Raw genomic sequence first — 23,851 nt, forward strand, 5'->3', positions numbered from 1 at the left:
GCTTGTTTCAGTTCGACCGTTAACCAGTGCATGTGTCCGGTCGTCGTTAATTTGAGTCAATTTGTTAAATACGGCTTGAGTTTTCCCGGCTTGAATCCGATTTGAGTATCAGGCCCGGTGATTTCACCAGACCTAACCTGACCAGAGGAGGGCAAGCCATGATGGTGGTCCTGAATAACCCGATTCTTTACGTGGTTGATTACCCCTCCGTTGATGGGCTGGAGGCAATCGACAAGCGGCGAGCAAAAGGCGTCTTCCTGTATGGGACTGCCGCGCAGAAGTTTCGCGATGAGCTTGCCGATGCCCTGTCACACGGGGAAAGTGCCGACGAACTGGACATTTGCATCGACCAGTTCGACGCCCTCTTCACCCAGCCTGCGATTTACCAATGAGGCCCGTCACCAAGGGCTACAAGAATCAGCTTAGATACCCGCGCGTGAAATAGTTCATAGGGAAAAACCGCAAGTCCGGGCGCCGCGAGGCGCCCGTTTCATTTGGATTGTGCACTGCCGCGTGAAATGTTTGGGGCGAATACGCCCTAAAATCTGTAGCTCCCAGAAGGAAGCAGCATGAGCAAAGCCTTTACACGCGAAAACGATCAGGACGCCGATCAGGACGAAGAGGATGGCGCGACGGCCGGCTTGCCGCCCGGCACGAAGAACTACATGACTCGCCGAGGGTTCCAGACGCTTAAAGCGGAGCTGGACAATTTGCTGCGCGTCGAGCGGCCAGAGATCGTGTCGGTCGTATCCTGGGCTGCGAGCAACGGTGACCGTTCGGAAAATGGCGATTACATCTACGGCAAACGCCGCCTGCGCGAAATCGACCGTCGCATCCGCTTCCTCATCAAGCGTCTGGAGTCGGCGAGCGTGGTGGATCCTGAGGATCAGGAGAACCGGGACCAGGTCTTCTTCGGCGCCACGGTGCGGGTCAGCGACCAGGACGGCGTGGAGTCGGAATTCCAGATCGTTGGCGTGGACGAGGCCAACGCGTCCGAGGGCCGCATCAGCTGGATCTCGCCGATGGCGCGCACGCTCATCAAAGCCCGCGAAGGAGATACGGTGAAACTCGTGACGCCCGGTGGCGTGCGCGAGATCGACATCCTTGAAGTCCGCTACGTCTGAGGCGTAGCGGATTCAGGCCTGGGTGTCGGGCGTGGCAAGTGCGTGCCCGCGGCGGCGGCGCACCACGGCTACCTTGTGAGGCAGGGTGAACACGAAGCGCGCTCCTTCGCCAGGGCTGGACTCGGCCTGTATGCTGCCGCCATGGCGCTCGATGATGCGTCGCACAGAAGCCAGCCCGATGCCCATGCCGCCGTAGCCCTGGTCTGCGTGCAGTTGCTGGAAGGGCTGGAAAAGGCGCTTGGCATGCGCCATGTCGAAGCCCACGCCGTTATCGGCGACGGTGTAGCGCATGAATTCCGGTGTCGATTCGGCTGTGATGCTGATGTAGGTTGGCCAGGATTGCTGCGTGAACTTCCAGGCGTTGTGCAACAGGTTGCTGATCGCATTGCGCAGCAGCGATTCATCGCCCTCGGCGAACATCTCGTCCTGCACGTGCAGCTCGGCCTGGCGCTCGGGGTCTGTGATGCGCAGTTCGGCGAACACATCGTTGGCCAGCGCGGTGAGCGAAACTGTCTTGATGTTGAGCGGGCGGCGCAGCACGTTGGCCAGGTTGAGCAGCTCGTCAATCAGTTCGCCCATGCGCAGGCTGGCGCGCATGATCCGGCCCAGGTGGTCGCGCCCCTGCTCATCCAGCTGTTCGCCTGCGTCTTCCAGGAGTGCGTGGGAGAAACCGTTGATGGCGCGCAGCGGCGCCCGCAGGTCGTGCGAAATCGAATAGCTGAAACCGACGAGGTCACGGTTGGACTGTTCCAGCTCGGCAGTGCGCTGGCGCACACGGTCCTCCAGTGAGGCGTTGATCTCGGCGAGCTCCTGCTGATCCGCTTCGCGGCGCTGGCTGTCGCGGTAGATGATCCACAGCATGAAAGCCAGCATGCCGAGCAGGACGCCGGCGCCGGCGATGAGGCGGTTACGTTGCGTGCGATAGCCCTCCAGCGCTTCGGCTGGTGTCGGCGTCACACTGTGCAGGTTATCGATCATACGGGCTGTGGCGGGCGTCGCACCCAGCGTGGCAAGAATCTGCTCTTCCAACTGGTGGGCCGCGGCCTGGCGTGCGCTCTGGCTGGCCGTCTCGCCCCGGAAATCGCGGTCGATCAGCACGGCGGCCGTAACGATCAGTACCAGGGCCGTCAGGACATAGCCAATCAGCAGACGCCGGGCCAGCCGGGCGCTGTGGCCTGCCGGGTCCGGCGCAGGCCGCACGCGGGCGGCGGGGGGCGGGGCGGCAGTCATGGTTCGGGCCAACGGAAAAGGGGCTTGAAGTAGCACGATGGGGCCCCATATTAGGCGGGTCTTGTACAACACTCTTCCCGGAATAGAAGGAGCTTTTGCCATGTCCGACACCAGTCAAATCGAAAAGCGCGGCTTCCAGGCCGAGGTGAAGCAGCTGCTGCACCTGATGATCCATTCGCTGTATTCGAACCGCGAAATCTTTCTCCGCGAACTGGTTTCCAATGCTTCAGACGCTTGCGACAAGCTGCGCTTCGAGGCCCTCGACAATGGCGCGCTGTTCGAGAACGACAGTGAGCTGAAGATTCGCGTCAGCTTCGACAAGGCCTCGCGCACGGTCACGATTTCGGACAACGGCATCGGCATGAACCGTGACGAAGCCATCGCCCACCTCGGCACAATCGCCAAGTCCGGCACCAAGGAATTCTTCTCCAGGCTCTCTGGCGACAAACAGGCCGATGCCAACCTGATCGGCCAGTTCGGCGTGGGTTTCTACTCGGCCTTCATCGTGGCAGACAAGGTCACGGTTCTGACGCGCCGTGCGGGCGACGCGGCGGATGCCGGCGTCAAATGGGAATGCTCGATGGCCGGTGACGAAGCCGGCGAGTACTCGGTGGCGCAATACACCAAGGCCATCCGCGGCACCGACATCATCCTGCACCTGCGCGAGGGCGAAGACGACCTGCTGTCCGGCTGGAAACTGCGCAGCATCATCCGCAAGTACTCGGATCACATCGTCCAGCCCATCGTGATGCAGAAGGAAGAATGGGATCAGGAGAAGGCCGAGAACGTCGTCAAGGATGAAGAGGAAACCGTCAATCAGGCCAATGCGCTGTGGACGCGTTCGAAGAACGACATCTCTGAAGACGACTACAAGGCGTTCTACAAGCACGTCTCGCACGACTACGAAGACCCGGTGGCCTGGAGCCACGCCAAGGTCGAAGGGCGTCACGAATACACCCAGCTGCTGTATGTGCCCAAGCGCGCCCCGTTCGATCTGTACGACCGCACGCCGCGCCACGGCCTCAAGCTCTACGTGCGCCGCGTCTTCATCATGGACGATGCCGAGAAGCTGCTGCCGCACTACCTGCGCTTCGTGCGTGGTGTTGTCGACTCGGCTGACCTGCCGCTCAACGTGTCGCGCGAGATCCTGCAGGAGAGCAAGGACGTCGACACCATCCGCGGTGGCTGCACGAAGAAGGTTCTTGGCCTGCTCGAAGACCTCGCCGATAACCGCAAGGAGGACTACGCCGCTTTCTGGACAGAATTCGGCCGCGTGCTCAAGGAAGGCCTCGGCGAAGACCATGCGAACAAGGACAAGATCGCAGGCCTGCTGCGGTTTGCCTCCACGCATCTGGACTCGCCCGAAGAGTCCGTGTCACTCAAGGACTACATCGGCCGCATGAAGGAAGGCCAGGAGAAGATCTACTATGTGACGGCCGAGAGCTTCAACGCTGCGAAAAACAGCCCGCACCTCGAAGTCTTCCGCAAGAAAGGCATCGAAGTGCTGCTGCTGTCGGACCGCATCGATGAATGGGCCGTCGGCTACCTCCCTGAATTTGAGGGCAAGCAGATCGTTTCGGTCGCCAAGGGTGACCTCGATCTCGGTTCGCTCGAAGACGAAGCCGAGAAGAAGAAGGTCGAAGAGCAGGCTGAAGAATTCAAGCCCCTGCTCGAAAAGGTCAAGACTTCACTCGGCGACAAGGTCAAGGAAGTGCGCGTCACGCACCGCCTCACCGACAGCCCGGCCTGCCTCGTGGTCGACGAGCACGAAATGGGTGCCAATCTCGCGCGTTTGCTGAAAGCAGCCGGTCAGAACGTGCCTACCTCAGCCCCCATCCTCGAAATCAACCCTGAGCATCCGGTGGTGGCGCGCCTCAAGTCCGAAGAATCGAAATTCGACGACTGGGCTGCCGTGCTGTTCGACCAGGCACTGTTGGCAGAAGGCGGCACGCTCGACGATCCGGCGACCTTCATCAAGCGTATGAACCAGCTGATGCTCGACCTCAGCAAGTAAGCCTCACGATTCAACACAAGAATGACCCACCTGCAGCGAACTGCGGGTGGGCAATAGCTACCGGGGAAATTCAATGTCAGGACATGGTTTTCATGTTCATGGTCCGCATGACCACGAGCTGGAGCACGCAGGCGCCCATGGCGCTCAGGACGGTTTTGCAGGGCGAGTGGCGGTAACGACGGCGATCCTCGCGACGCTGGGAGCCCTGTTCGCCTATGAAGGCGGCGCGACTCAAGCCAACGCAATGCTCTACAAGAACAACGCGGCGATCCGCAAGACAGAGGCGTCCAATCAGTGGAACTTCTATCAGTCCAAGAGCAGCAAGCAGAACATTGCCGAGCTGGGATCGGTGTTAGCCAGCGGTGATCGCGCCGAGAAGTTCGCCAAGGATGTCGATCGCTACAAGACCGAGAAGGCGGAGATCCAGAAGCAGGCCGAGGTGCTGGAGGCAGAAGCGAAAGAGTGGGACGAGCGCTCGGAGCAGGAGATGCATCTGCACCACCGCTGGGCTCAGGCGACCACCGTGTTGCAGGTATCGATTGCGCTGTCTGCCATTGCGCTGCTGACGCGTAAGCGCTGGCTGCAGTACGCCGTCTATGTCGTGGCAACCTTGGGCGCTGCACTGGGGGCTGCGGCGTTGGCGCACATCTGACGCCCGACTCTCTCGGGCCTGAGCAAGGAAGAAGGGCCGCTTGTAGCGGACCTTTTCTATTGCTGCGTCAGTGCCAGCCCCTTGATGGCACGGAAGCGCGCTTTGGCAGGGAGCTCACCTAGCAGTGGCGTGCTGGGCGTCTCGGGTGAGATGCGCGGCCAGGGATTGCTGCCGAAGAAGGCGGGTTTGGCGCTGAGGTAGAGCGAGGCTGGCAAGCTGTGGTTGCTGGTGCCGCCATCCCACACCGTGGTCTGCGTGAAGTAGTCGTAGTTGCCGTGGCGGTAGGTGCGCGCCAGGGCCAGCGGGTCCGGTGCCGAGGTGTTGTCGCCGTCATGGCCGATATTCCAGACTGGCACTTTCGAGACCATGACGTTGTAGTTCGAATACCAGTTGGAATCAGTCTGGTAGATGAAGCCGGTCTGGTTGTAGGTGTCGCCGTGCGGGTCGGTGCCACTCAGCAAGGGCATGGCCGGGAAGCCCAGCACGTTGCCGACGAAAGAGAACCACCAGGCGTGTGCGTCGACGCCGACGATGCGCCGGCCGAACGCGTCGACCAGTGTCAGCGGTGAAGCCGAGATGCGCAGGCCGGTGAAGTGGTTGCGGTAGTAGGTGCCGTAGATGGCGTTGCCCCAGTAGGACTCGCTGTCGGCGTTGAAGCATTCGTTGCCTTCAAACAGCTCCATGTGCGCGCCGGCGTAGTGGTTGGCGCCGCTGCCGACTTCGGGAATCTGCACGTAACCGGCGCCGTAACCGTCCTGCAGGTAGTTGTAGCCGAAGACGTTGCCGCCGCCCGAGGCGCGGCCGATGGTGAGCTTGTTGAAGCCCCATACGATGTTGTTCTCGAACAGACAATCGGAGCTGTAGACGTTGAGGCCGATGCCGTAGCCTGCGCCGCCGGGGTTGGGGTCGCGCGTGCTGTGGAAGTAGGAGTCGCGTACTTCGCAGCGGAAGCTGTTTTCGAGGTTGCAGCTGTGGCCGATGCTGCCCGAGCTCTCGACGTTCTTGACCCAGCAGTAGGCGCAGGCCCAGAAGTGGATGTTGCCGCCACCATCGCCACCACCACCATTCACGACGGCGAGATCTTCGATGCCGGTGTAGCGCGTAGCGTCGACCTGGCTGGCCCACGGAGCGCTCCAGCCCTTGCTGTCCGGGTCTTGCGTCGAGAATCGGCAGATGTGGGCCGACAGTGCTGTCTCGAAGTCGATGTGTAGCGGCGTGTTGAAGGTGATCTGGTTGCCGTTGATGGCCGTGATTTCGAGCGACTGGCCGATGGGGCGATTGAGTTCGCAGAACCAGCGCCGTGTGTCGTCGGTGGGGGAGAGCGTGTTCTTGCCCCAATAGACCTTGCGCACGGGAGCTACGGTGTCGGAGCGCGTGTCGTCGGAGACCTGGTTGAGCGTAATGATCTCGCCGATCTTGAGACCGGCCGCGCTCGAAACGGTAATGCTGTAGCTTCCCTTCGCGCCATTAGCGGTAAGGGGGCGTGATTCAGTGTGCTTGACCCAGCGCGTACCGACGACGATGACCGGATAAGAGGCGTTGTCCGCCTGCACCAGGCGTGTCACGCTGGACCCGGCGCCACGTAGCGTGATGTTGGAGCGCGGTAGCTCCAGCCCCATACCGCTGATCTTGAAGGTGCCCGCAGCCAGGCGCACGACTTGTCCTGCAGGGCAGGTGTTGAGCGCAGCCTGGATGGCGGCCGTGTCGTCATTGCCGCTGGGGCTGAGGGTCTGGTAAATGGTGCTGCGCGCGGGGATGCCTCCGACTGCATTGAGGCCCGGGTTCCAGACGGTGCGGCGGTCGGCGGGCATGAAGTCACCGCCGACGCTGCTGCCAGCGCTGGAGCTGCTTACGGAAGACGACGCAGAGGACGCGGCGCTGCTGCTGGCGCTTGTTGAAACACTTGAAGTTGAGCTCGATGAGCTACTCCCTCCGCTGGTGCCACCTGAGCCGCCTCCTCCACCATTGCCACCACAGGCGGTGAGCAGGGTGAGCTGGCCAAGGGTTATGAGGGCGGCACGACGACTGGGCTGTGTTTTCATGCGCGGCACATTAGGGGGCTACGCCCTGTGCGGCCAGACAGCAATGATGACCGGATGCCTGTGCCGCTCCGGCGGTTATGCTGGTCCGGGAAACCTCAGAAATGCTTAACGTATAACGCCATGCACTGCCGCAATGTCCGCGTCGACATGCCCGGCCAGCAGTGCGCGCTTTAACGGTTCGTTGCTGGACGTCGCGGTGTGCAGGGTCTGTCCGAGTTCTTCACTGAGGGCGATGGCGAGCCTCAGATCCTTCTGCATGTGCTTGAGCGGGAAGCTGGTGCTGCAGTCGCCGGCGAGCAGCCAGGGTCCTTTGCCCTTGAACAACGGGCATGACTGGCGGGGGCCACCAAGTGGCGGGTGGCGAAGTGCTTTTGTGCGTTCCGTCTGTCGGAGTTTTTTGCCTTACATCCCAGCGTTTCGCCACGAAGACTGCTCGTTGCCGCCCGCAGAGCGCCAGTTAGTTCCTGGTTCTCAAGGAAAACTTGGGGCCAACGGACGCTTTGGTCCATTCGCTCCAAACGCCAAAATCGGGCTTTCTTGTGGAAAATTCCGCACAAACAAAAAAATACTAATGCGCGTATCAGAGTAGTTTTTGTACAATAGCCGAACATTTTGGTGATTTCTATCGCCATCTTGTTGGTGATTGTACAAAACTATGGAGACTACCATGCAACTGAACAAACTCGTTTTTGCTCTTCTGGTCGCTGCAGGCATGAGCACGGGTGCCCAGGCTGCTTCGTGCAAGGCTGGCGACAGCTACTCGAACACCACGGTTGATTGCGGCGGCGCCACGATCGGCCTGTCCTGCAAGGGTGACAGCGAAACGCAACCGGCGGTGCTGACGCTGAACAACGCAACGGTCAAGAACGTCACGATCTCGGCGACCGGCGCATCGGATGGTATCCATTGTGTTGGCGGCACCTGCACGCTGATCAACGTGAAGTGGCTGGAGGTCTGTGAGGATGCTGCCTCGGTGATCGCTGACAACGCCAAGATGGTTGTAACCGGTGGCTCCGCCGTGAATACGGCAACGACCGACAATGCCAAGGGCGGCAAGCCGGACAAGTTCTTCCAGATCAACAACGCCAACACCAGCCTGACCATCAACGGCGGCTTCACCGCCACGATCGCGGCTGGCGACATCTCGGGTTCGGTCGGCAAGCTGGCCCGTTCCTGCGGTGACTGCACGACCAACCTTGGCCCGCGCACCATCAATGTCAGCAACGTGACTGTGAAGGGCAAGATCGGCAGCATCGTCGGCGTGAACTCGCAGTACCGCGACGCCAACAAGAAGATCATCAGCGGTCGCCATGACACCGCGACGATCCGTTCGCTGAAGGTCGAAGGCTACAAGGTCTCCAGCACCACCCTTGATACCGGCGGCAACAAGACCACCCCCGCCATCTGCGACCAGTATGAAGGTGTGCAGAAGGGCAAGGGCAGCAGCGCCAAGGTGGGTGATGGTCAAGCCTGGAACACCACCAGCTGCAACGTCAGCATGTCCGACGTCAGCGCACTGTGATGGCTCTGATTGCATGATCTGACGCCGTATCATGCAGGCCCCGGCTCTCCCACGAGGCCGGGGCTTTTTGCTTGTATAAGCCCCGTTTTGACCCGGCGGGTCCGCCGACCTTGCTCTCGATCCCGGATACAACGCATGCTGTCCCGTTTCCTTAGCGCAGCCAGCGCTTGCTTCATTTTTTTCTGCAGCTGCGCGCAGGCTCAGCTGATTGCCAATCCGACCTGGCAGGATTTCCGACAAAACGAAAAAGCCGAGGTACTTCTCAGTGCCGACGGCATCCTGCAATGGCGCGCAGCCGGGAGTGAAGAGTGGCGGCAGGAGCGCGTGAGCAACCAGCCGCTGGAAGATGTGGCATTCGATCCATCGCTGCAGCGCTGGCTTGCGGTGGCGGATGGTGTCTTGCTGCTCAAACCCGCCGGCGGAGGACGCTGGCGCGCGATCACCCCCGACGTGCAGACTTACCGCGCGGCATACGATCCTGTCGGCCGGCGCTGGATCAGCTGGGTGTGCGCGCAGGAACCCTCGCAATGCAGCGTGCGTACGCTGGAAGACCGGGCAGCAATGAGCGAAGCGGACTGGGATGAGAGATCCTGGAAGGACTACCCGCAGCCGCAGATGCAGAACTGGTCGAACCTCTTCGTGGCGCAGACCCCCGGCAAAGCGCCGCAGGCGGTGGCCTATGCAAACGGGCAGACGCTTTACTTCACCCGAGACAACCCGCTGGACTGGCAGGTCGTCGAGTTGCCGCGCTTGCGTGGTCGGGTGCCGCGCCCTGAGACCATGGCGGCCCTGACCTACTGGCGCAAGCTGGGTGATCGCTGGCTGGCGTTTGGTCAGGGCCAGGACGCGCTGGAATTGGATACCGTGACCGGGCGCCTGATATGGATGCGCTTGCCGGGCAATACGGCAAGCCAGGGGCCGGTGTTGTGGAATGCCGCGTTTCGCGACCCGAGCAGCGCCATCCTGCTGGTCGGCAACAACGCGGGGCAGATTGCCCGATCAACCGACGAGGGTGGGCGTTTCACGCTGCACACCCTGCCCGTCAAGGGCATGCTGAGCGGCTTTGTGAAAGAGGCAGAGGTGCTCTATGCCGTGTTGAGCAGCGGTGAGGTTTTCCGGTCGACTGATGCGGGTCGCAGCTGGCAGCCCGAGCTCTCCAGCGGGCAGGACAATGTGCGCGGAATCGCGGCGACACAGCGTGGTCTGCTTTTATATGGCGAAGGCGGCATGCTCGCTGAGCGCGCGCCGCAATGGCAGGTGCGGGCCAATCTGAAACGCTACGTCAATGATCTGAAGCCGCTCGACAACGGCGGTGCGTTGCTTGTGGGCGCCAACGGCCTGATCGCCCGCGCCGCATCCGCGCAGGATCTGGCGACGCAGAACTGGCGATACGCGCGCCATTCGCTGCAATACAACCAGTACCTGCAAAGTCTTGCGCGTGTTTCGGCGGACACCTGGCTTGCCGCTGGCTCCGCGGCCACCATCGTGCGCAGCAGCGATGCCGGCGAGAGCTGGCAGGTTGTCTACAAGGGCGATGATGGTGAGTTGGGCAACTTCCAGCGCATCGTCGTGCATCCGCAAAGCGGCGTTGCCATCGCGGTGGCCAATCCTGGCTGGATCCTGCGCTCAGCCGATGGCGGCAAGAGCTGGGCGCCAGTAGACCGGGAGTCGCGCAAGCTCGACGACCTGGTTGCACTGCCCGAAGGGGGCTTCCTGGCGGCAGGCGCCGATGGGCTGGTGCTGCGGGCGCCAGCGTCTGGGGAGCGATGGGAGGTCGTGCACCAGGACGCACAGGTGCAGTGGAACAACATCAGCTTCGCGGCCGGCAAGGTCTGGTTGTTGGGCGCCGGGGCGACGCTCATGCAGCTGGATGCCAGAGGTGAAAACCCGAGGCCTGTCGCGTTGCCCGCTCGCTACTTCCTGCGTGACATCGTGGCGGATTCCGCTCAGCCCGATCTGCTGCTTGTCGCAGGGGCCGACGGTGCGTTGCTCAAAAGCACCGATGGTGGCAAGGCCTGGCGCGCGCTGGTGTTGCCACGCAAGGCCAACCTGCGGCGCATCCTCCGCACGCCCGATGGCACGACCTGGCTGACAGGGCGAGACGGCCTGCTGCTGAGCTCGCGCGACACCGAACACTGGACCGAGCATGACACGGGCACGCCGCGCCATTTCCGCTCGATGCAGTATCTGCCGGGCGACAAGACGCTGTGGCTCTTTGGCGAACGCCTGGTCAGTTATCCGGCGACGCGCTGAGGCTGGCGCTTTCGCGTTGACTCCCGCAGGCCGCAGTCCAGCGGCGTGGCTCAGCATCATGTCGATGTTGCCGTTTCTCGCGTTCAAGTGCGCGCAGTCGGCGTTGCCGGAGTCGACTAAGTCCTGCAACCGCTGCCAACACTTCGAGGGCGCTGATCGTAACGACAGGCTCCTTCAGCGAATGATGCTGTGCACGGCTGCAATGTCCGCTTCGCCATGCCCGGCGATGAGCGCGCGCTTGAAGATTTCATTCGTCGCTGCGGCCGTGTGCAGTGTTTGTCCGAGTTCTTCACTGAGGGCGATGGCGAGCCTCAGATCCTTCTGCATGTGTTTGAGCGGGAAGCTGGTGCTGTAGTCGCCGGCGAGCAGCATGGGCCCTTTGCCCTTGAACATTGGGCAGGCCATGGCGCCGGCTTCGAGCACTTCGAGGATCTGGGCACCGTCAAGATTGCCTTTCATACCCAGTGACAGGCCCTCGCTGAAAGCAGTGAGCATGCTGCCCATGATCATGTTTACGACCAGCTTCATGCGCGCGCCCTGGCCGACATCGCCAAGGTGCATGCGCTTCTTGCCGAGCTTGTCCAGTGCCGGGCCTGCGTCATCGAAAAGGCTGCGATCGCCGCCAGCGAGGATGACGAGGGTGCCGTCTTCGGCGGGCTTTTTTGTGCCGGAGACCGGAGCTTCGAGGAAGCGGCCACCGCGTGCGGCGATAGCTTCGCTGATGTCCCGCGCCGTCTGGTCGTCGACCGTGGACATGTCGATATAGCCGCGATTGCCGCCGATCCCGGCCAGGACGCCCTCAGCGCCGAAGCAGGTTTCGCGAGCCGCTGCGGGATCGGCGAGGATGGCGAAGGTGATGTCGCAGCGGGCAGCGACTTCGGCCGGCGTCGCGGCCTGCCTGGCACCGAGTGCAACGAGTGGGGCGCATCGCTCGGCTGTGCGATTCCAGACCGTTACATCGAAGCCGGCGCGGATAAGGTTGGTGGCCATGGCCCGGCCCATGATGCCGAGCCCGAGAAAACCATAGCGAATTGTATTAGGGGTCACGATCTGCGCTCTTCCATGCTGTGATGACGCGTCACAGTAAAGGAAACCGCGCTGCGCTGCGTACGTGCTGGCGCATGTTGCTTATTGCGTTGGAGGTGTGTGCGAAGCGATCAACCGAAGCGCAGCTTCATGATCAGAATGAAGCTGGCCAGCGCGAGGGTGATGGCGTTGGCGATAACAACGGGCAAGGCGCCGATCTGCAGGCCGTAAATGAGCCACAGGGCGACACCGGTGACGAATACGGAATACATGCCCAGCGACACACCCTTGGCGGAGCGCGTCTTCCAGGTGAGCCAGGCTTGAGGGACAAATGCGGCGGTGGTAAGGCTTGCTGCGGCGAAACCGATCAGGTCGTTAAGCGGTGGCATGGTCTAGGTGCGTGGCACCGCGCCATCGGCTTTGCGCGGGCAGATGACGGGCCAGAAAGTCCATCTGGTCAGTAAGGATATTGCGGTTGGAGAGAATCAGATACTCGGCCTTGTTGGGCACATAGGGCGCGTAGAGCAGCAGCATGTGCGCCTGCTCTGGCGTGCGCCCGGCCTTGCGCTGATTGCAGTTTCGGCAGGCGGTCACGACGTTCATCCAGATGTCCGCTCCGCCTTGTGAGACGGGTTTGATGTGGTCGCGCGTCAGGCGCGTTGTGCTGAAGGTGTCACCGCAGTAGCCGCAGATCTGTCGATCACGGTGGAACAACTCGCGGTTCGACAGAGGTGGTGTCTGGTGCAGGCTGCGCGGATGCAGTGCGCGGCCTTTGATGGCGATGATGCTGTTGGCGGTCATCTCCGAGCGTCGGCCGGTGAGGCGCGAGTACCCGCCGACGAAGGTGAAGCACTGTTCGCCGGCATCCCAGGCGACAAGGTTCTTGGAGTAGTAGAAGAGGGCATGTTGCCAGGTCACCCAGCGATGGGGCTGGCCGAACATGTCCAGCGTCAGGATCATCGGACGCCTGTTGGGGTGGAGTGGGCGCAGCTGCGTTGAGTGCATGATGTCACCGTCCTGCCGAGGGTACTGCTGTCGAAGATTCCTTGTTGCGTTGGGTGGTGGAACAATGAATCCGTACGTGACCCCCGGGGCCCGGAAGGCGCGTTGAAGCTAGCTTATCCGCTTGGGTGTATGCGCAGCAACCGGAATTTTGAAAGATGACAAGCCTGAGACACATGCCGCACTGGAAGAGACTGCTGGGTTGGGGGGTGTTGGCTTCACTGCTTCTGCACTGGGTGGTGCTGGATCTGCTGCGCGGCGCGGGTTTCGGGCCGTTTGAGGCTGGGTCGCCGGTTTTGCAGGTAAGACTGGATGGCGGCGCAACCGACCGCAAAGTCGATGCTGGGGTGCAGGAGGCTGCGGATGAGCGAGTATTGAAGCCGTCTGGTCATGTTGCTGCCGATCTGCCACTCAAGCCAGCTGTGGTGGCTTCGTCGACGGCCATGCCGTCTGCGCCGGATGTGGTGATACCGACGCAGGGCGCTGAGAGTGTTGAAATGCAGCGTACCGTCGCCCATGTCAGAGATATGCCCGCTGCCGATGGCTTGCGCTCAGGGTCTATTGATGAGGCCATGCTCGCCCTGCGTTTGCGCGTTGGGGAGATCTTGCGCGGATCGCCGCGCATCCTGGCCGGCTTGCCTGCCGGGCCGCGCACCTGGGCTGCGGAGTTCGATGCGTCGGGCCAGTTGGTGGCGATACACGGCGAGTTGCCAGAGGCTTTGCGTGCGGGCCTCGCGGCCGCAATCGGCAGTGTTGTGGTACCGGAAGCGCTGCGCGGCCGGCCGCTGATTTTGACGCTGGCGTTAGAGTGAGTCAGGCCCCGCGCCGGGCTCAGACGGTTCTATACGGGATCGGGCGGTGGCAGATTGATGCAGTGGCAACCGAACGGACCTGCGCTGCGGTCGGCGAAGTACTGCCGCAGGGAGGCGGCGACCGAGCGGAAGGCAATCTCCGCCCAGGGAATGTCGGCCTCGTCGAATAGCTGTACGTCTAGTGACTCTTCACCTGCCGCGAATTCAGGCACTTTCAGCGTGCCACGGAAGAAGATGTGCACCTGGTTGATGTGGGTGACATTGACGAGCGAGTACAGCGCGTCGATGTGCACATCGGCGCAGGCCTCTTCCCGGGTCTCGCGGCGTGCGCCCTCGGCCGTGGTCTCGTTCAGTTCCATAAAGCCCGCTGGCAACGTCCACAAACCGCGGCGCGGCTCGATGCCACGGCGGCACAGAAGGACCTTGCCCTGATACTCAGCGATGGTGCCGACCACCATTTTCGGGTTGATGTAATGGATCTCACCGCAGGCATCGCAAACGTGCCGGGGCAGCGAATCACCGGGTGGAACGCGCAGTACGACGGGCGCACCGCAGCATGAGCAGAAGTTCATGGTCTGGGGGAGATTGGGAGCGGCTTCGAGTGTAGCGCATGGCAGATTTGGCCTGTGGCGGCTGAAGACGGCGCGGGGGCGTTCTGGCACTGGGGGCGCAGATATGGCTCAAGGCAGGCAGGTAGCTGCCGATATGTGCACGCTGGGAGCTGGTTTCCGGCGATGCCTGCTTGCCGAGATGCGCGCAGGGCGGAGGCTGGAGATGAAGAGGGCGTGATCATGGCACCACCGATCGACACGGCGAGACTGGAAGAGCTGAAGGCCTCGGGCGATCTGCCTTCGCCGAAAGGCGTCGCTTTGGCCATCATGCGCCTGGCGACTCAGGAAGATGCGTCGATGGCCGAAATGGCGCGCATCATCCGTACCGACCCGGCTTTTGTCGGCCGTCTGATCAAGGCTGCCAATGGTGTGATCGGCTTTGGCCGTCGGCCTATTGCCTCGGTGCAGGATGCCCTGACCGTACTGGGCATGCCCGCTGTGCGCACCATGGCGCTGGGGTTCTCTCTCATGACCCACTTTCGCTCGGGTCCGTGCAAGGCGTTCAACTATGCCCGCTACTGGTCGGCTTGCCTCGTCAACGCCGTTGCGACTCAGGCAGTGACCCTGCGCACACGTGCAGCAGCGCCCGACGAGATCTATTGCCTCGGCTTGCTGTCCCGTGTGGGCGAGCTGGCGCTGGCGACGTTGTACCCGGTCGAGTACAGCGAGATCCTGACTGCCGCCGAGAAGACGCCTGGATTCGACATCTTCGAGGCAGAAAACAAGCGTTTCGGTATGGACCACGCCGAGCTTGGTGCCGCGATGCTGGCTGACTGGGGTATGCCACGTGTGTTCAGCGAGTCGGCCTATGTGGCGGCGCGTGGCATTGAAGGCACTTTCGTCGAAGGGTCCCGCGAGCGTACGGTCAGCAATACGGTGCTGTTCGCACAGGCAGTGGCTGAGCTGTGCCTCGCAAGTGATGCGACACGCCCCGGCACAATGCGTCGCGTGCTGACCCTGGGGTCCAGACTGGAGTTCGATGAGAGCGGCACACGGCAGCTGTGCAACGTGATTGCCAATGACTGGGCGGACTGGGGAGCCTTGCTCAGCGTGGAGGCGCATCGCATACCCCCTGCTGAGTCCATCGACACGAGTGAACCCGAAGTCGACGAGGATGCGCTTACCGTGCAGGAGGAGCCGGAAAGCCTGATCACTGACGAGAACAGCACAGGGAATGCATCCACTGCGACGCGTTTGCGCGCATTGACAGCGATGGCCGATCCCCTCGCGCGCGCAGCGATGCGTCAATTGCTCGGTAGCGCTGGTTACCATGTGGCGGAAGAGTCGGACATCGCACTCGCCGTCGAGCATGCGCTGGATCACGAGCCGGAGCTCATGATCATCGACTGGGCCATGGCGGGTGAAAGTACGAAGGAGTTCCTGTCGACCCTGCGCAAGACACGTGCAGGGCAGGGCATCTTCATCATCGTCGTCGCCGAATCGCCAGACGATGAGTTCCGCGTGCGCGCTTTCGAGTGTGGCGCGGACGATGTGCTGGCCAAGCCCGCCAGCCCGCGGCTGCTGCTGGCACGCTTGCAGGCCGGGCGTCGCATGTCGTCCCTGCAGCGAGAGATCGAACGTGACCGCGAAGAGATACGGCACTACGCAGCCGAGCTGGCCGTCAGCAATCGTCGCCTGCAGGAAGTGGCCATGCTGGATCCGCTGACTGGCTTCCCGAATCGTCGTTTCTTCATTGAACGTCTCGCACAGGAGTGGGCTGCGTCGACACGTAACAAACGCCCGCTGTCATGCGTGATGGTCGATGTTGACAGCTTCCGCGTCGTCAATGAATCCCATGGACATGAGGCTGGTGACGCAGCCTTGCGGCAGGTGGCTGCAGCGCTGCGTTCGGTGTTGCGTGCGCATGATGTGGTGGCGCGGACAGGGGCTGACGAATTCCTGATCCTGTGCCCGGACACATCGCTCGAAGCGGCCCAGGTCTGCGCAGACCGTGTGCGGGCCGCGGTGGAAAATGCCGACATCGTGGCCGGCATGCTGGCCTTGCGGCTGACGGTGAGTGTCGGCGTCGCCTGCCGTGACAGCTCGGTGACTGACGCGGACACGCTGGTACGCCGGGCGGAACAAGGCATGGAGATCGCCAAGCAGAGCGGGCGGAACCGGGTTTCGGCTGTCCAGTTGCGTCCGCAGTCGGCCTGAGTGCCTGAAAGAAGGCACCTGTTGGCGAAAAATTAACAGCTTGAAAACAATGATTTACATCAATTTTCGAGCCTGTTGCTAAAGCAGAGGGTGCGCTCCTCCGTAGAATCGCGGAACAGCAGCCTGAACCCCTTCCTGTTGTCCAGTTACCCCTTTGCCTGATGACTGTAGGACAAATTCCTACGGGCATCAGCGCACGCCTTGCTACATCATTTTCCGCTCCATCCTGATTGGATGTAGGCCCCCGGTTGGGAACAATGCGTTCCATGGCATCGCAGCTTGTGGTGCCACCAAATCGCCGGGAGTCGATGATGGAAGCAAACCTTCAGAACGAGATCAAGGAACTCAACCTCGCTTACCTGATGCTGGCGCAGCAAATGCTGCATGCTGATCGCGAGGCTGCAATGCTGAAGCTGGGTGTGGGCGAAGACATCGCCGCCCTGATCGTCAAACTCTCGCCGGGACAGATCCTGCGCATGGCGTCGAGCGACATGCTGCTGTGCCAGTTCCGCTTCGATGATGAATTGCTCCTTGGCCTGATGTCGAATCACGATCGCGACAACCAGGCTGCCCGTATCCACGCCACCATCCTCGCTGCTTCGCAGCCTGTCGGCCGTCTGGCCTGAAGGAGTACGCCATGCGCATGAAAAGCCTAGTCCAGGACGCCCGTGAAACCCAGTTGGCTATGGAAATGATCGAGCTGGGCGCCCGCATGCAGATGCTCGAATCCGAGACCGGCTTGTCGCGTGAGCGTTTGCTGAAGCTCTACAAGGAAATCCGCGGTGAGTCGCCCCCCAAGGGCATGCTCCCGTTCTCGACCGACTGGTTCATCCCCTGGCAGCAGAACGTACATGCGTCGCTCTTCATGTCCTTCCTGCGCTTCATCACCAAGAACACGCAGCTGAAGGGCCTGGATGCCACGCTGAAAGCCTTCCGCATGTATCGCGACCACGTCGTCTCGAACGATCTGGATCAGGTGCTGAGCCTGACCCGTGCCTGGACCCTGGTGCGCTTCTTTGACGCCAAGATGCTCCAGCTTGCGTGTTGCACCAAGTGCAGCGGCGGTTTCGTGGCCCATGCCTATGATCCGACGCAAGGCTATGTGTGCGGCCTCTGCCACATTCCGGCCCGCGCCGGCAAAGGCAAGCGCGTCACAACCCGCAGCAGCGAAGAACTGAAGATCGCCGTCTGAGTACGGCATCGCATCACCCGTTTTCCGAGTCGTCTCTCTCCGTCTGACCTCCTCCCTGCTTTGCAGGGGGTTATGAACCGCCGGCCTGCCTGGCGGTTTTTTTTCGACTTTCGGCGGTCAAGAGCGTCACCAGGCCGCCTCAGGACCACGGGGCTCCTCCGCGGCACACAAATCGTCAAGTTTTGCCAGCGAGTAGCCGATACCCAACAGGGGCGCCGAACATTGCGTGCGCGTACGGCAAAGCAATCAATCCTGGGGTTGGGAAATGTTCCTGATAATCGGTTATCTGGTGATCCTGGCGTCGGCTCTGGGCACCTACGCGGTGCACGGCAGCCTGGCGGCTCTGTGGGTGCCAACCGAATACATTGCAATCGTCGGCCTGACGATTGGCGGCTTCGTGGCTGGCAATGGCTCCAAGGCGATCAAGGCCACGATTGGCGCGCTGCCAAAAGTGTTCAAGGGCTCGGGCAAGAACAAGGCCCTGTACGTCGATCTGCTGGCCATGCTGTTCGAGATTCTCTCGAAAGTGCGCAAGGAGGGGCTGATGTCGATCGAGAACGACATCGAGAATCCGGAGGCCAGCGCCATCTTTTCCAAGTACCCCAAGTTTGTACATGACCACCATGCCGTCGAGTTTCTGACCGATTACCTGCGCATGATGGTGGGCGGCAACCTGAATGCTTTCGAGCTTGAGAACCTGATGGATATCGAGATCGAGACGCACCATCACGAAGCCCATATGGCGCCGCATATCGTTGCCAAGGTGGGTGATGCCACGCCAGCCTTCGGTATCGTCGTGGCGGTGATGGGGGTGGTGAACGTCATGGGCTCGGTGGGCGAACCCCCCGCCGTGCTGGGCAAGATGATCGGTGGCGCGCTGGTCGGCACCTTCCTCGGCATCCTGATTTCCTATGGCTTCGTGGCCCCTGTGGCGGGCCAGCTCGAACAGATCTGCGAAGAAGACGGCAAGATCTACCAGTGCATGAAGGTTGTGCTGCTGGCGAGCATGAACGGCTATGCGCCGCAGGTGGCGGTCGAATTCGGTCGCAAGGTGCTTTACTCGGGTGACCGGCCGGGCTTCAAGGAGCTCGAAGAAGAGATCAAGAACCGCAAAGGCAAGTAAGCCGGGACCATTGCCGTGGCCGACAACAATCAACAACCAATCGTCGTCAAACGCATCAAGAAGGGCGGAGGCGGTGCGCATGGTGGTGCCTGGAAGATTGCCTATGCCGACTTCGTGACGGCCATGATGGCCTTCTTTCTGTTGATGTGGCTGCTGGGTTCGACAACCCAGGGCGATCTCAAGGGCATCGCCGATTACTTCCAGAACCCGCTGCGCCTGTCGCTCAACGGCGGGCGTGGTACCGGTGCTTCAAGCAGTCCGATTGAAGGCGGTGGCAGTGATCTGACCAAAACCATTGGCGATGTTGCGAAGAGCGACTTCAAGGAGAAGCGCGCGATTTCCAAGATTGTCGTTACACCGCCCGAGCAGCAGCAGGTCGACAGCACCAAGTATGCGAAGGACCAGGGCCAATCGCGCGACAAAACTGATGCTGCTGCCAGTGACGCGCTCGCCGAACAGGAAAGGACAGAGCGCGGTCAGTTGCAGGAACTGAAAGGGCGAATCGAGGCGGTCATGGAAGCCAGCCCGACCTTGCGGAACCTGAAGAATCAGCTGTTGCTGGACATGACACCGGATGGACTACGGGTGCAGATTGTCGATGAGCAGAACCGGCCGATGTTCGACACCGCCAGCTCGGATCTCAAATCCTATACGCGTGACATCCTGCGGGCGCTGGGCAAGGAGCTCAATGGATTCAACAATCGTCTGAGCATCTCTGGCCATACCGATGCTGCGCAGTACGTTGGCAAAGCGAATGGCTTCACGAACTGGGAGCTTTCGGCCAATCGTGCCAATGCTTGCCGGAGGGAACTGGTTTCCGGAGGGCTGGAGAGTGATCGCATCATCCGGGTGGTGGGCATGGCCTCGTCCATTCCGCTGGATCGCAGCGACCCGTTCAGCCCGGCAAACCGGCGCATCAGCATCATTGTGCTCAACAAGCGTGCCGAGAACGAAATCCTGCAGGGAACGCCCAGCGAACAGCCCGAGGCGCAGGGCTCAGCGCCGCGCGAGCGAAAATTCATCGACCTGCCGACGCGCTGAGCCTTGGGTAGCCAAGCGTATTTGCCCGTTTGTCATGGCCGGACTGGCCGGGTGTGTGAACTTGCTGAGAATTCGCAGACTATCGCGGCTGCGAATGACGATAGCGTCAGCGCCCCCCCAAGTCGGTCCAGACCGATATTTTGTGGTGCAACCCTCAAGGCACAGCCTCTTGTGCCGATTTTGATGAACACAAGCCTCGCGCGTGTACGGCCCCATCCAGGTCTGGTTGGTCGCCCGGCCATGAAGGCCTGCGTGAGGGTGCATTTGTACGGAATATCTTGCTGAACGGGAGCGCTACATGGCCAAGACGGTACTGACAGTTGACGACTCGGCTTCCATCCGCCAGATGGTGGCATTCACGCTCAAGGGAGCGGGCTACGACGTTCTGGAGGCGGTGGATGGTCAGGACGGCCTGGAGAAGGCTTCGGCCCGCAGTGTCGACCTCGTACTGACTGATCAGAACATGCCGCGCATGGACGGCATTTCGCTGATCAAGAACCTGCGTGGCATGCCTTCGCACAAGAGTACCCCCATCCTGATGCTGACTACCGAGTCGTCGGACGACATGAAGAGTCAGGGGCGGGCGGCGGGCGCGACGGGCTGGCTGGTCAAACCCTTCGATCCGCAGAAACTCATTGAAGTGGTACGTAAAGTCATCGGCTGATATTCACTGCGGGGGCAGTATGGCTATCGACATGACACAGTTCTACCAGGTGTTCTTCGAGGAATCGCAGGAACATCTGGCAGCCATGGAGTCCTTGCTGGTCGCAATCGACCCGGCGGAACCGGATTCCGAGGATCTCAACGCCATTTTCCGGGCTGCACACTCCATCAAAGGCTCCAGCGCGACGTTCGGATTCTCCGATCTCGCCGAGGTGACGCATGTGATGGAGAACCTGCTTGATCGTGTGCGCAAGAATGAACTGCCACTGACTGACAGCATCGTTGATGCCTGCCTCAAGGCTGGCGATGTGCTGCGCAATCTGTTGGGCGCCCACCAGGGGCTGGAGACGGCAGACCATGCGGCGGCAGAGGTCGTGCGAGAGCGTCTTGAAGCATTGATGAAGGGCGATGGCGTGTCTGCCGCCGAGCCCGGTGATGCGGAACAGGCCGACGTGGGTTTCATCATTTCGTTCAAGCTCCAGTGCAAGGCGGACGAGCATCCGCGCGTGCTGGAAAACCTGTTGGTCGAGTTGCGCCAGCACGGTCGTCTGGTGCTTGAAGAAGCGGGCAGCGGCGGCCGTCACGGCAAGGCCACACGGCTTCGCCTGTGCACTGAGCATGACGAAATCTCGCTGCGTGCCCTGCTGGACTTCGTGGTGGGCAGCAGTCTCAAGATGGAAGGCGTTAAGGGCAAGGTGGGCTCGCTGGTGCAGGAGGAAGCTTATGGCTTCTTCGACGATGTGCCCGCACCTTCTTCTGACGCGCTGGAAGATCCGGACGGCGCCTATGGCCTGTTTGAACTGACGCCAGCGATGATCCCTGCCAATGCCGAGCCTGTAGGCATGGAGGCCGAGGACGGTTCCTTTGGGCTGTTCGATGTGTCGGGTCTGCCTGCGGCCGAACCGGACAAGCCTGCTGCAAGTGTTCACACTGACGAGTCAGCAAAACGCACCATGCTGTCGCCTGATGCCGGCAAGGCGGCAACCGCGCCGCGTGCCGCACCGGGCGGCGAGTCGGGATCGATCCGCGTCAGCGTCGACAAGGTCGACCAGATGATCAACCTGGTTGGCGAACTGGTCATCACCCAGGCGATGCTCGCGCAGGCCGCGTCCAAAGTCGATCCTGTGGTCTTTGAGTCCTTGCTGAACAGTCTCGGCCACCTCGAACGCAATACGCGCGACCTGCAGGAATCCGTCATGTCGGTGCGCATGCTGCCGATCTCCACGGTGTTCAGCCGCTTCCCGCGTGTGGTGCGTGATCTGTCGCAGAAGCTGGGCAAGAAGGTGCAGCTCGTCATGTCTGGCGAGCACACCGAGCTCGACAAGACCCTGATTGAACGCATCACCGATCCGCTCACGCACCTGATCCGCAACAGTCTCGACCACGGCATCGAATCGCCCGACAAGCGCGTTGCCGCAGGCAAGGTGGAACAGGGCACCGTGACACTGCGTGCCTACCATCAGAGCGGCAATATCGTTATCGAAGTCGGCGACGACGGTGGCGGCCTCAACCGTGACAAGATTCTTGGCAAGGCCCGCGAACGTGGCCTGATCGTGCACGACAACATGAGCGATCAGGAAGTCTGGATGCTCATTTTCGAACCGGGCTTCTCGACGGCCGATGTCGTTACCGACGTCTCGGGACGTGGTGTCGGCATGGATGTGGTGCGCAAGAACATCAATGCCCTCAACGGACGCATCGAGATCGATTCGGTGCTCGGCGTCGGTACGCGCGTAACGGTGCGTCTGCCGCTCACCCTGGCCATTCTCGACGGCATGTCTGTCGGTGTCGGGGAGGAGGTCTACATCATTCCGCTCGACTACGTTGTCGAGTCGCTGCAGCCTGCCGAAAGCATGCTCAAGAGCCTGGCTGGCGCTGAACGCGTGCTGCAAGTGCGTGGCGAGTACCTGCCTTTGATCAGCCTGCGACATATCTTCGGAGTGCCGGGCAACGACCCGCCGCACGCTTCGGGCATCGTCATCGTGGTCGAGTGCGACGGCATGAAGGCGGCGCTGTTCGTCGAGCAGATCCTCGGGCAGCAGCAGGTCGTCATCAAGAGTCTGGAAGCCAACTATCGCCGTGTCGTCGGCATCGCAGGTGCGACCATCATGGGCGACGGCCACGTAGCGCTGATCGTAGATGCGTCGGCTGTGGTCAGCATGGCGCGCCACAGTCTGCCGGTCGCGGCCTGACCCATCCGTCGTCATCGAAGCCACATCGCTTGTCGATGTGGCTTCTGTCTGCTGCGTTCAGCGTTTCTTCTTGCCCGCTTCGGGAGACGAAAGCCCCAGCCCTGCAAGGCGCCCTTCGATATCGCTGTCGACGGGCGCGCCTTTCTTGGCGCGCAGCCACAGATAGACCTTGGCCTGGACGGTCTGCGCAGCTTTCTCTTCGGCGTCGACTTCAAGCTGCGTCATTTTCTTGGTGGGGTTCTTCTTGCGCCACAGCGCATGAGCACCCTCGTGGGCCAGCTCGCAGGTTGTCGGGAAGACCTTGCCGATGTAGTTGTCGCTGACGAGGATGTCGGTACCGTCCCACGCTCCGCGCTCCTCAAGCGGTTCGTAGCGAATGCGTTGCTCCTTGTTGAAGGCGGTCAGCAAGGCGACGATTTCCTTGCCGTGTGGGGTGCTGCCGTAAGGCGACTGCTGGATCAACGTGATATCGAAATCGAACATGGCCTTGTGCTCGGCGGCGGTCTCTGGATCCAGGACATTTTTGGTGTCAGCCACGATAGCTCCTTGGTTCGCGCAGATAATTGACGCTGAATGTTGAAGGCGCGGAGCTGGTTGGACAAGCCGACGGAAGAGCAGGTTGCATGGGCAAGGAGCGCCCACCGCTCACCGTCCACTGGCAGCGGCGATGGGCATTCCGGGGATGGCTTTACTGCATGGGCTCTGGTTTCTGCGTCATATCGCGCACGTTGAGGAATTCGATTTCCGATAGCCGGCCGTCCCCGTCCCGGTCAGCTGTTTTCAGCCAGCTGCTGACGATCCCGAAGGCGCGGGCTTCCTTGCCGTCGTATCCATCGCGGTTTACGTCGAAGCGGGCGAAGCGCAAGGGCACGTCTTTCGGCTGGTTTGCAGCCTGTGCCGGGCTCAGGGCGAGGTATAGCGCCGAGACGATGAGGAATCTGCGGACGATCTGCGGACTGAGTGTGCCGGGGTTCATCGATGACTCCTTGTGACGACAGGGGATGAGACCGCAGGGGTCCCACAGGCTTCATCGCAGCTTGCGTGCCAGATGGAAAGTCTTGTGTTTTCAGGCGCTTGCCGAATCGTCTGTGTCGCTGGGCGTTGGCATCCCGGGACATCTCATAGCGCCAAGTCAGTAAAATCAACGGCTTGGCGTGTCGCCGTTGCCCAACGCCGATTGGCGAACAGGAAAGCT

The 23,851-nt window shown here is 61.4% G+C and carries 23 protein-coding genes; 14 read left to right on the forward strand and 9 right to left on the reverse strand.

Going from position 1 to position 23,851, the window contains the following annotated elements; all coding sequences use genetic code 11:
- The first annotated feature begins 158 nt into the window (after positions 1-158).
- Complete coding sequence (locus tag ABEA02_RS05880) at positions 159-392, forward strand: DUF3567 family protein (RefSeq protein WP_345531936.1); 234 nt, start codon at positions 159-161, stop codon at positions 390-392.
- A gap of 177 nt (positions 393-569) precedes the next feature.
- Positions 570-1,124: a transcription elongation factor GreB gene (greB, locus tag ABEA02_RS05885; RefSeq protein WP_345531937.1), complete on the forward strand. Its 555-nt coding sequence runs from the start codon at positions 570-572 to the stop codon at positions 1,122-1,124.
- A 12-nt stretch (positions 1,125-1,136) separates the two neighbouring features.
- On the opposite strand, the gene ABEA02_RS05890 is transcribed toward greB, so the two are convergent.
- Positions 1,137-2,354, reverse strand: coding sequence for a sensor histidine kinase (locus ABEA02_RS05890; RefSeq protein WP_345531938.1), 1,218 nt, complete (start codon positions 2,352-2,354; stop codon positions 1,137-1,139).
- A 100-nt stretch (positions 2,355-2,454) separates the two neighbouring features.
- On the opposite strand from ABEA02_RS05890, the gene htpG reads away from it, so the two are divergent.
- Together htpG and ABEA02_RS05900 are read left to right on the forward strand one after the other, a co-directional pair.
- Complete coding sequence (gene htpG, locus ABEA02_RS05895) at positions 2,455-4,368, forward strand: molecular chaperone HtpG (RefSeq protein ID WP_345531939.1); 1,914 nt, start codon at positions 2,455-2,457, stop codon at positions 4,366-4,368.
- A gap of 73 nt (positions 4,369-4,441) precedes the next feature.
- A complete protein-coding gene (locus ABEA02_RS05900) occupies positions 4,442-5,020 on the forward strand; it encodes a DUF4337 domain-containing protein (RefSeq protein WP_345531940.1) in 579 nt (192 codons plus the stop codon).
- A 56-nt stretch (positions 5,021-5,076) separates the two neighbouring features.
- Here the strand turns inward: ABEA02_RS05900 and ABEA02_RS05905 are convergent, their stop codons facing one another.
- Together ABEA02_RS05905 and ABEA02_RS05910 are read right to left on the reverse strand one after the other, a co-directional pair.
- Positions 5,077-7,062 (reverse strand): glycoside hydrolase family protein, encoded by a 1,986-nt coding sequence (locus ABEA02_RS05905; RefSeq protein ID WP_345531941.1) that lies wholly within the window; start codon positions 7,060-7,062, stop codon positions 5,077-5,079.
- Positions 7,063-7,167: 105 nt separating this feature from the next.
- On the reverse strand, positions 7,168-7,386 hold the full coding sequence (locus tag ABEA02_RS05910) for an NAD(P)-binding domain-containing protein (RefSeq protein WP_345531942.1): 219 nt from the start codon (positions 7,384-7,386) through the stop codon (positions 7,168-7,170).
- Positions 7,387-7,729: 343 nt separating this feature from the next.
- Between ABEA02_RS05910 and ABEA02_RS05915 the strand changes: the two genes are divergently transcribed.
- Together ABEA02_RS05915 and ABEA02_RS05920 are read left to right on the forward strand one after the other, a co-directional pair.
- Positions 7,730-8,584, forward strand: coding sequence for a pectate lyase (locus tag ABEA02_RS05915; RefSeq protein ID WP_345531943.1), 855 nt, complete (start codon positions 7,730-7,732; stop codon positions 8,582-8,584).
- 135 nt (positions 8,585-8,719) lie between these two features.
- Positions 8,720-10,837 carry a WD40/YVTN/BNR-like repeat-containing protein gene (locus tag ABEA02_RS05920; protein WP_345531944.1) on the forward strand — a complete coding sequence of 706 codons (2,118 nt, stop codon included), beginning with the start codon at positions 8,720-8,722 and terminating at the stop codon, positions 10,835-10,837.
- A 174-nt stretch (positions 10,838-11,011) separates the two neighbouring features.
- Here the strand turns inward: ABEA02_RS05920 and ABEA02_RS05925 are convergent, their stop codons facing one another.
- The 3 genes from ABEA02_RS05925 to ABEA02_RS05935 form a co-directional block, all read right to left on the reverse strand.
- Positions 11,012-11,884 carry an NAD(P)-dependent oxidoreductase gene (locus ABEA02_RS05925; RefSeq protein ID WP_345531946.1) on the reverse strand — a complete coding sequence of 291 codons (873 nt, stop codon included), beginning with the start codon at positions 11,882-11,884 and terminating at the stop codon, positions 11,012-11,014.
- A 110-nt stretch (positions 11,885-11,994) separates the two neighbouring features.
- Positions 11,995-12,252 (reverse strand): SemiSWEET transporter, encoded by a 258-nt coding sequence (locus ABEA02_RS05930; RefSeq protein WP_345531947.1) that lies wholly within the window; start codon positions 12,250-12,252, stop codon positions 11,995-11,997.
- Complete coding sequence (locus tag ABEA02_RS05935; RefSeq protein ID WP_345531948.1) at positions 12,239-12,868, reverse strand: HNH endonuclease; 630 nt, start codon at positions 12,866-12,868, stop codon at positions 12,239-12,241. The genes ABEA02_RS05930 and ABEA02_RS05935 overlap by 14 nt, the downstream gene beginning before the upstream one ends.
- A 236-nt stretch (positions 12,869-13,104) precedes the next feature.
- Here ABEA02_RS05935 and ABEA02_RS05940 point away from each other — a divergent pair, with 236 nt between their 5' ends.
- Positions 13,105-13,677 (forward strand): hypothetical protein, encoded by a 573-nt coding sequence (locus tag ABEA02_RS05940; protein ID WP_345531949.1) that lies wholly within the window; start codon positions 13,105-13,107, stop codon positions 13,675-13,677.
- Positions 13,678-13,706: 29 nt separating this feature from the next.
- Here the strand turns inward: ABEA02_RS05940 and ABEA02_RS05945 are convergent, their stop codons facing one another.
- Positions 13,707-14,249 carry an NUDIX hydrolase gene (locus tag ABEA02_RS05945; protein WP_345531950.1) on the reverse strand — a complete coding sequence of 181 codons (543 nt, stop codon included), beginning with the start codon at positions 14,247-14,249 and terminating at the stop codon, positions 13,707-13,709.
- A 219-nt stretch (positions 14,250-14,468) separates the two neighbouring features.
- Between ABEA02_RS05945 and ABEA02_RS05950 the strand changes: the two genes are divergently transcribed.
- The 7 genes from ABEA02_RS05950 to ABEA02_RS05980 all read left to right on the forward strand — a co-directional run bounded on the left by ABEA02_RS05950 (position 14,469) and on the right by ABEA02_RS05980 (position 22,656).
- A complete protein-coding gene (locus ABEA02_RS05950) occupies positions 14,469-16,445 on the forward strand; it encodes a sensor domain-containing diguanylate cyclase (RefSeq protein ID WP_345531952.1) in 1,977 nt (658 codons plus the stop codon).
- Positions 16,446-16,756: 311 nt separating this feature from the next.
- Positions 16,757-17,071 carry a flagellar transcriptional regulator FlhD gene (gene flhD, locus ABEA02_RS05955; RefSeq protein WP_345531953.1) on the forward strand — a complete coding sequence of 105 codons (315 nt, stop codon included), beginning with the start codon at positions 16,757-16,759 and terminating at the stop codon, positions 17,069-17,071.
- Positions 17,072-17,082: 11 nt separating this feature from the next.
- Positions 17,083-17,637 carry a flagellar transcriptional regulator FlhC gene (flhC, locus tag ABEA02_RS05960; RefSeq protein WP_345531954.1) on the forward strand — a complete coding sequence of 185 codons (555 nt, stop codon included), beginning with the start codon at positions 17,083-17,085 and terminating at the stop codon, positions 17,635-17,637.
- Positions 17,638-17,902: 265 nt separating this feature from the next.
- Positions 17,903-18,760 (forward strand): flagellar motor stator protein MotA, encoded by an 858-nt coding sequence (gene motA / locus ABEA02_RS05965; RefSeq protein WP_345531955.1) that lies wholly within the window; start codon positions 17,903-17,905, stop codon positions 18,758-18,760.
- 15 nt (positions 18,761-18,775) lie between these two features.
- Positions 18,776-19,801, forward strand: a complete 1,026-nt coding sequence (locus ABEA02_RS05970) for a flagellar motor protein MotB (protein WP_345531956.1) — start codon at positions 18,776-18,778, stop codon at positions 19,799-19,801.
- A gap of 298 nt (positions 19,802-20,099) precedes the next feature.
- Positions 20,100-20,465 (forward strand): response regulator, encoded by a 366-nt coding sequence (locus tag ABEA02_RS05975; RefSeq protein WP_345531957.1) that lies wholly within the window; start codon positions 20,100-20,102, stop codon positions 20,463-20,465.
- A gap of 31 nt (positions 20,466-20,496) precedes the next feature.
- The gene (locus tag ABEA02_RS05980; protein ID WP_345531958.1) at positions 20,497-22,656 is read left to right on the forward strand and encodes a chemotaxis protein CheW; all 2,160 of its coding nucleotides are present in this window, start codon (positions 20,497-20,499) and stop codon (positions 22,654-22,656) included.
- A 57-nt stretch (positions 22,657-22,713) separates the two neighbouring features.
- Here ABEA02_RS05980 and ABEA02_RS05985 read toward each other — a convergent pair whose 3' ends face one another.
- Positions 22,714-23,193: a hypothetical protein gene (locus tag ABEA02_RS05985; RefSeq protein WP_345531959.1), complete on the reverse strand. Its 480-nt coding sequence runs from the start codon at positions 23,191-23,193 to the stop codon at positions 22,714-22,716.
- A gap of 151 nt (positions 23,194-23,344) precedes the next feature.
- Entirely contained in the window at positions 23,345-23,632 is a 288-nt protein-coding gene (locus tag ABEA02_RS05990; RefSeq protein ID WP_345531961.1) for an EF-hand domain-containing protein, read from the reverse strand.
- Positions 23,633-23,851: the final 219 nt, after the last annotated feature.

Source organism: Viridibacterium curvum (assembly GCF_039544165.1).
In the GTDB taxonomy this organism is placed as follows: domain Bacteria; phylum Pseudomonadota; class Gammaproteobacteria; order Burkholderiales; family Rhodocyclaceae; genus Viridibacterium; species Viridibacterium curvum.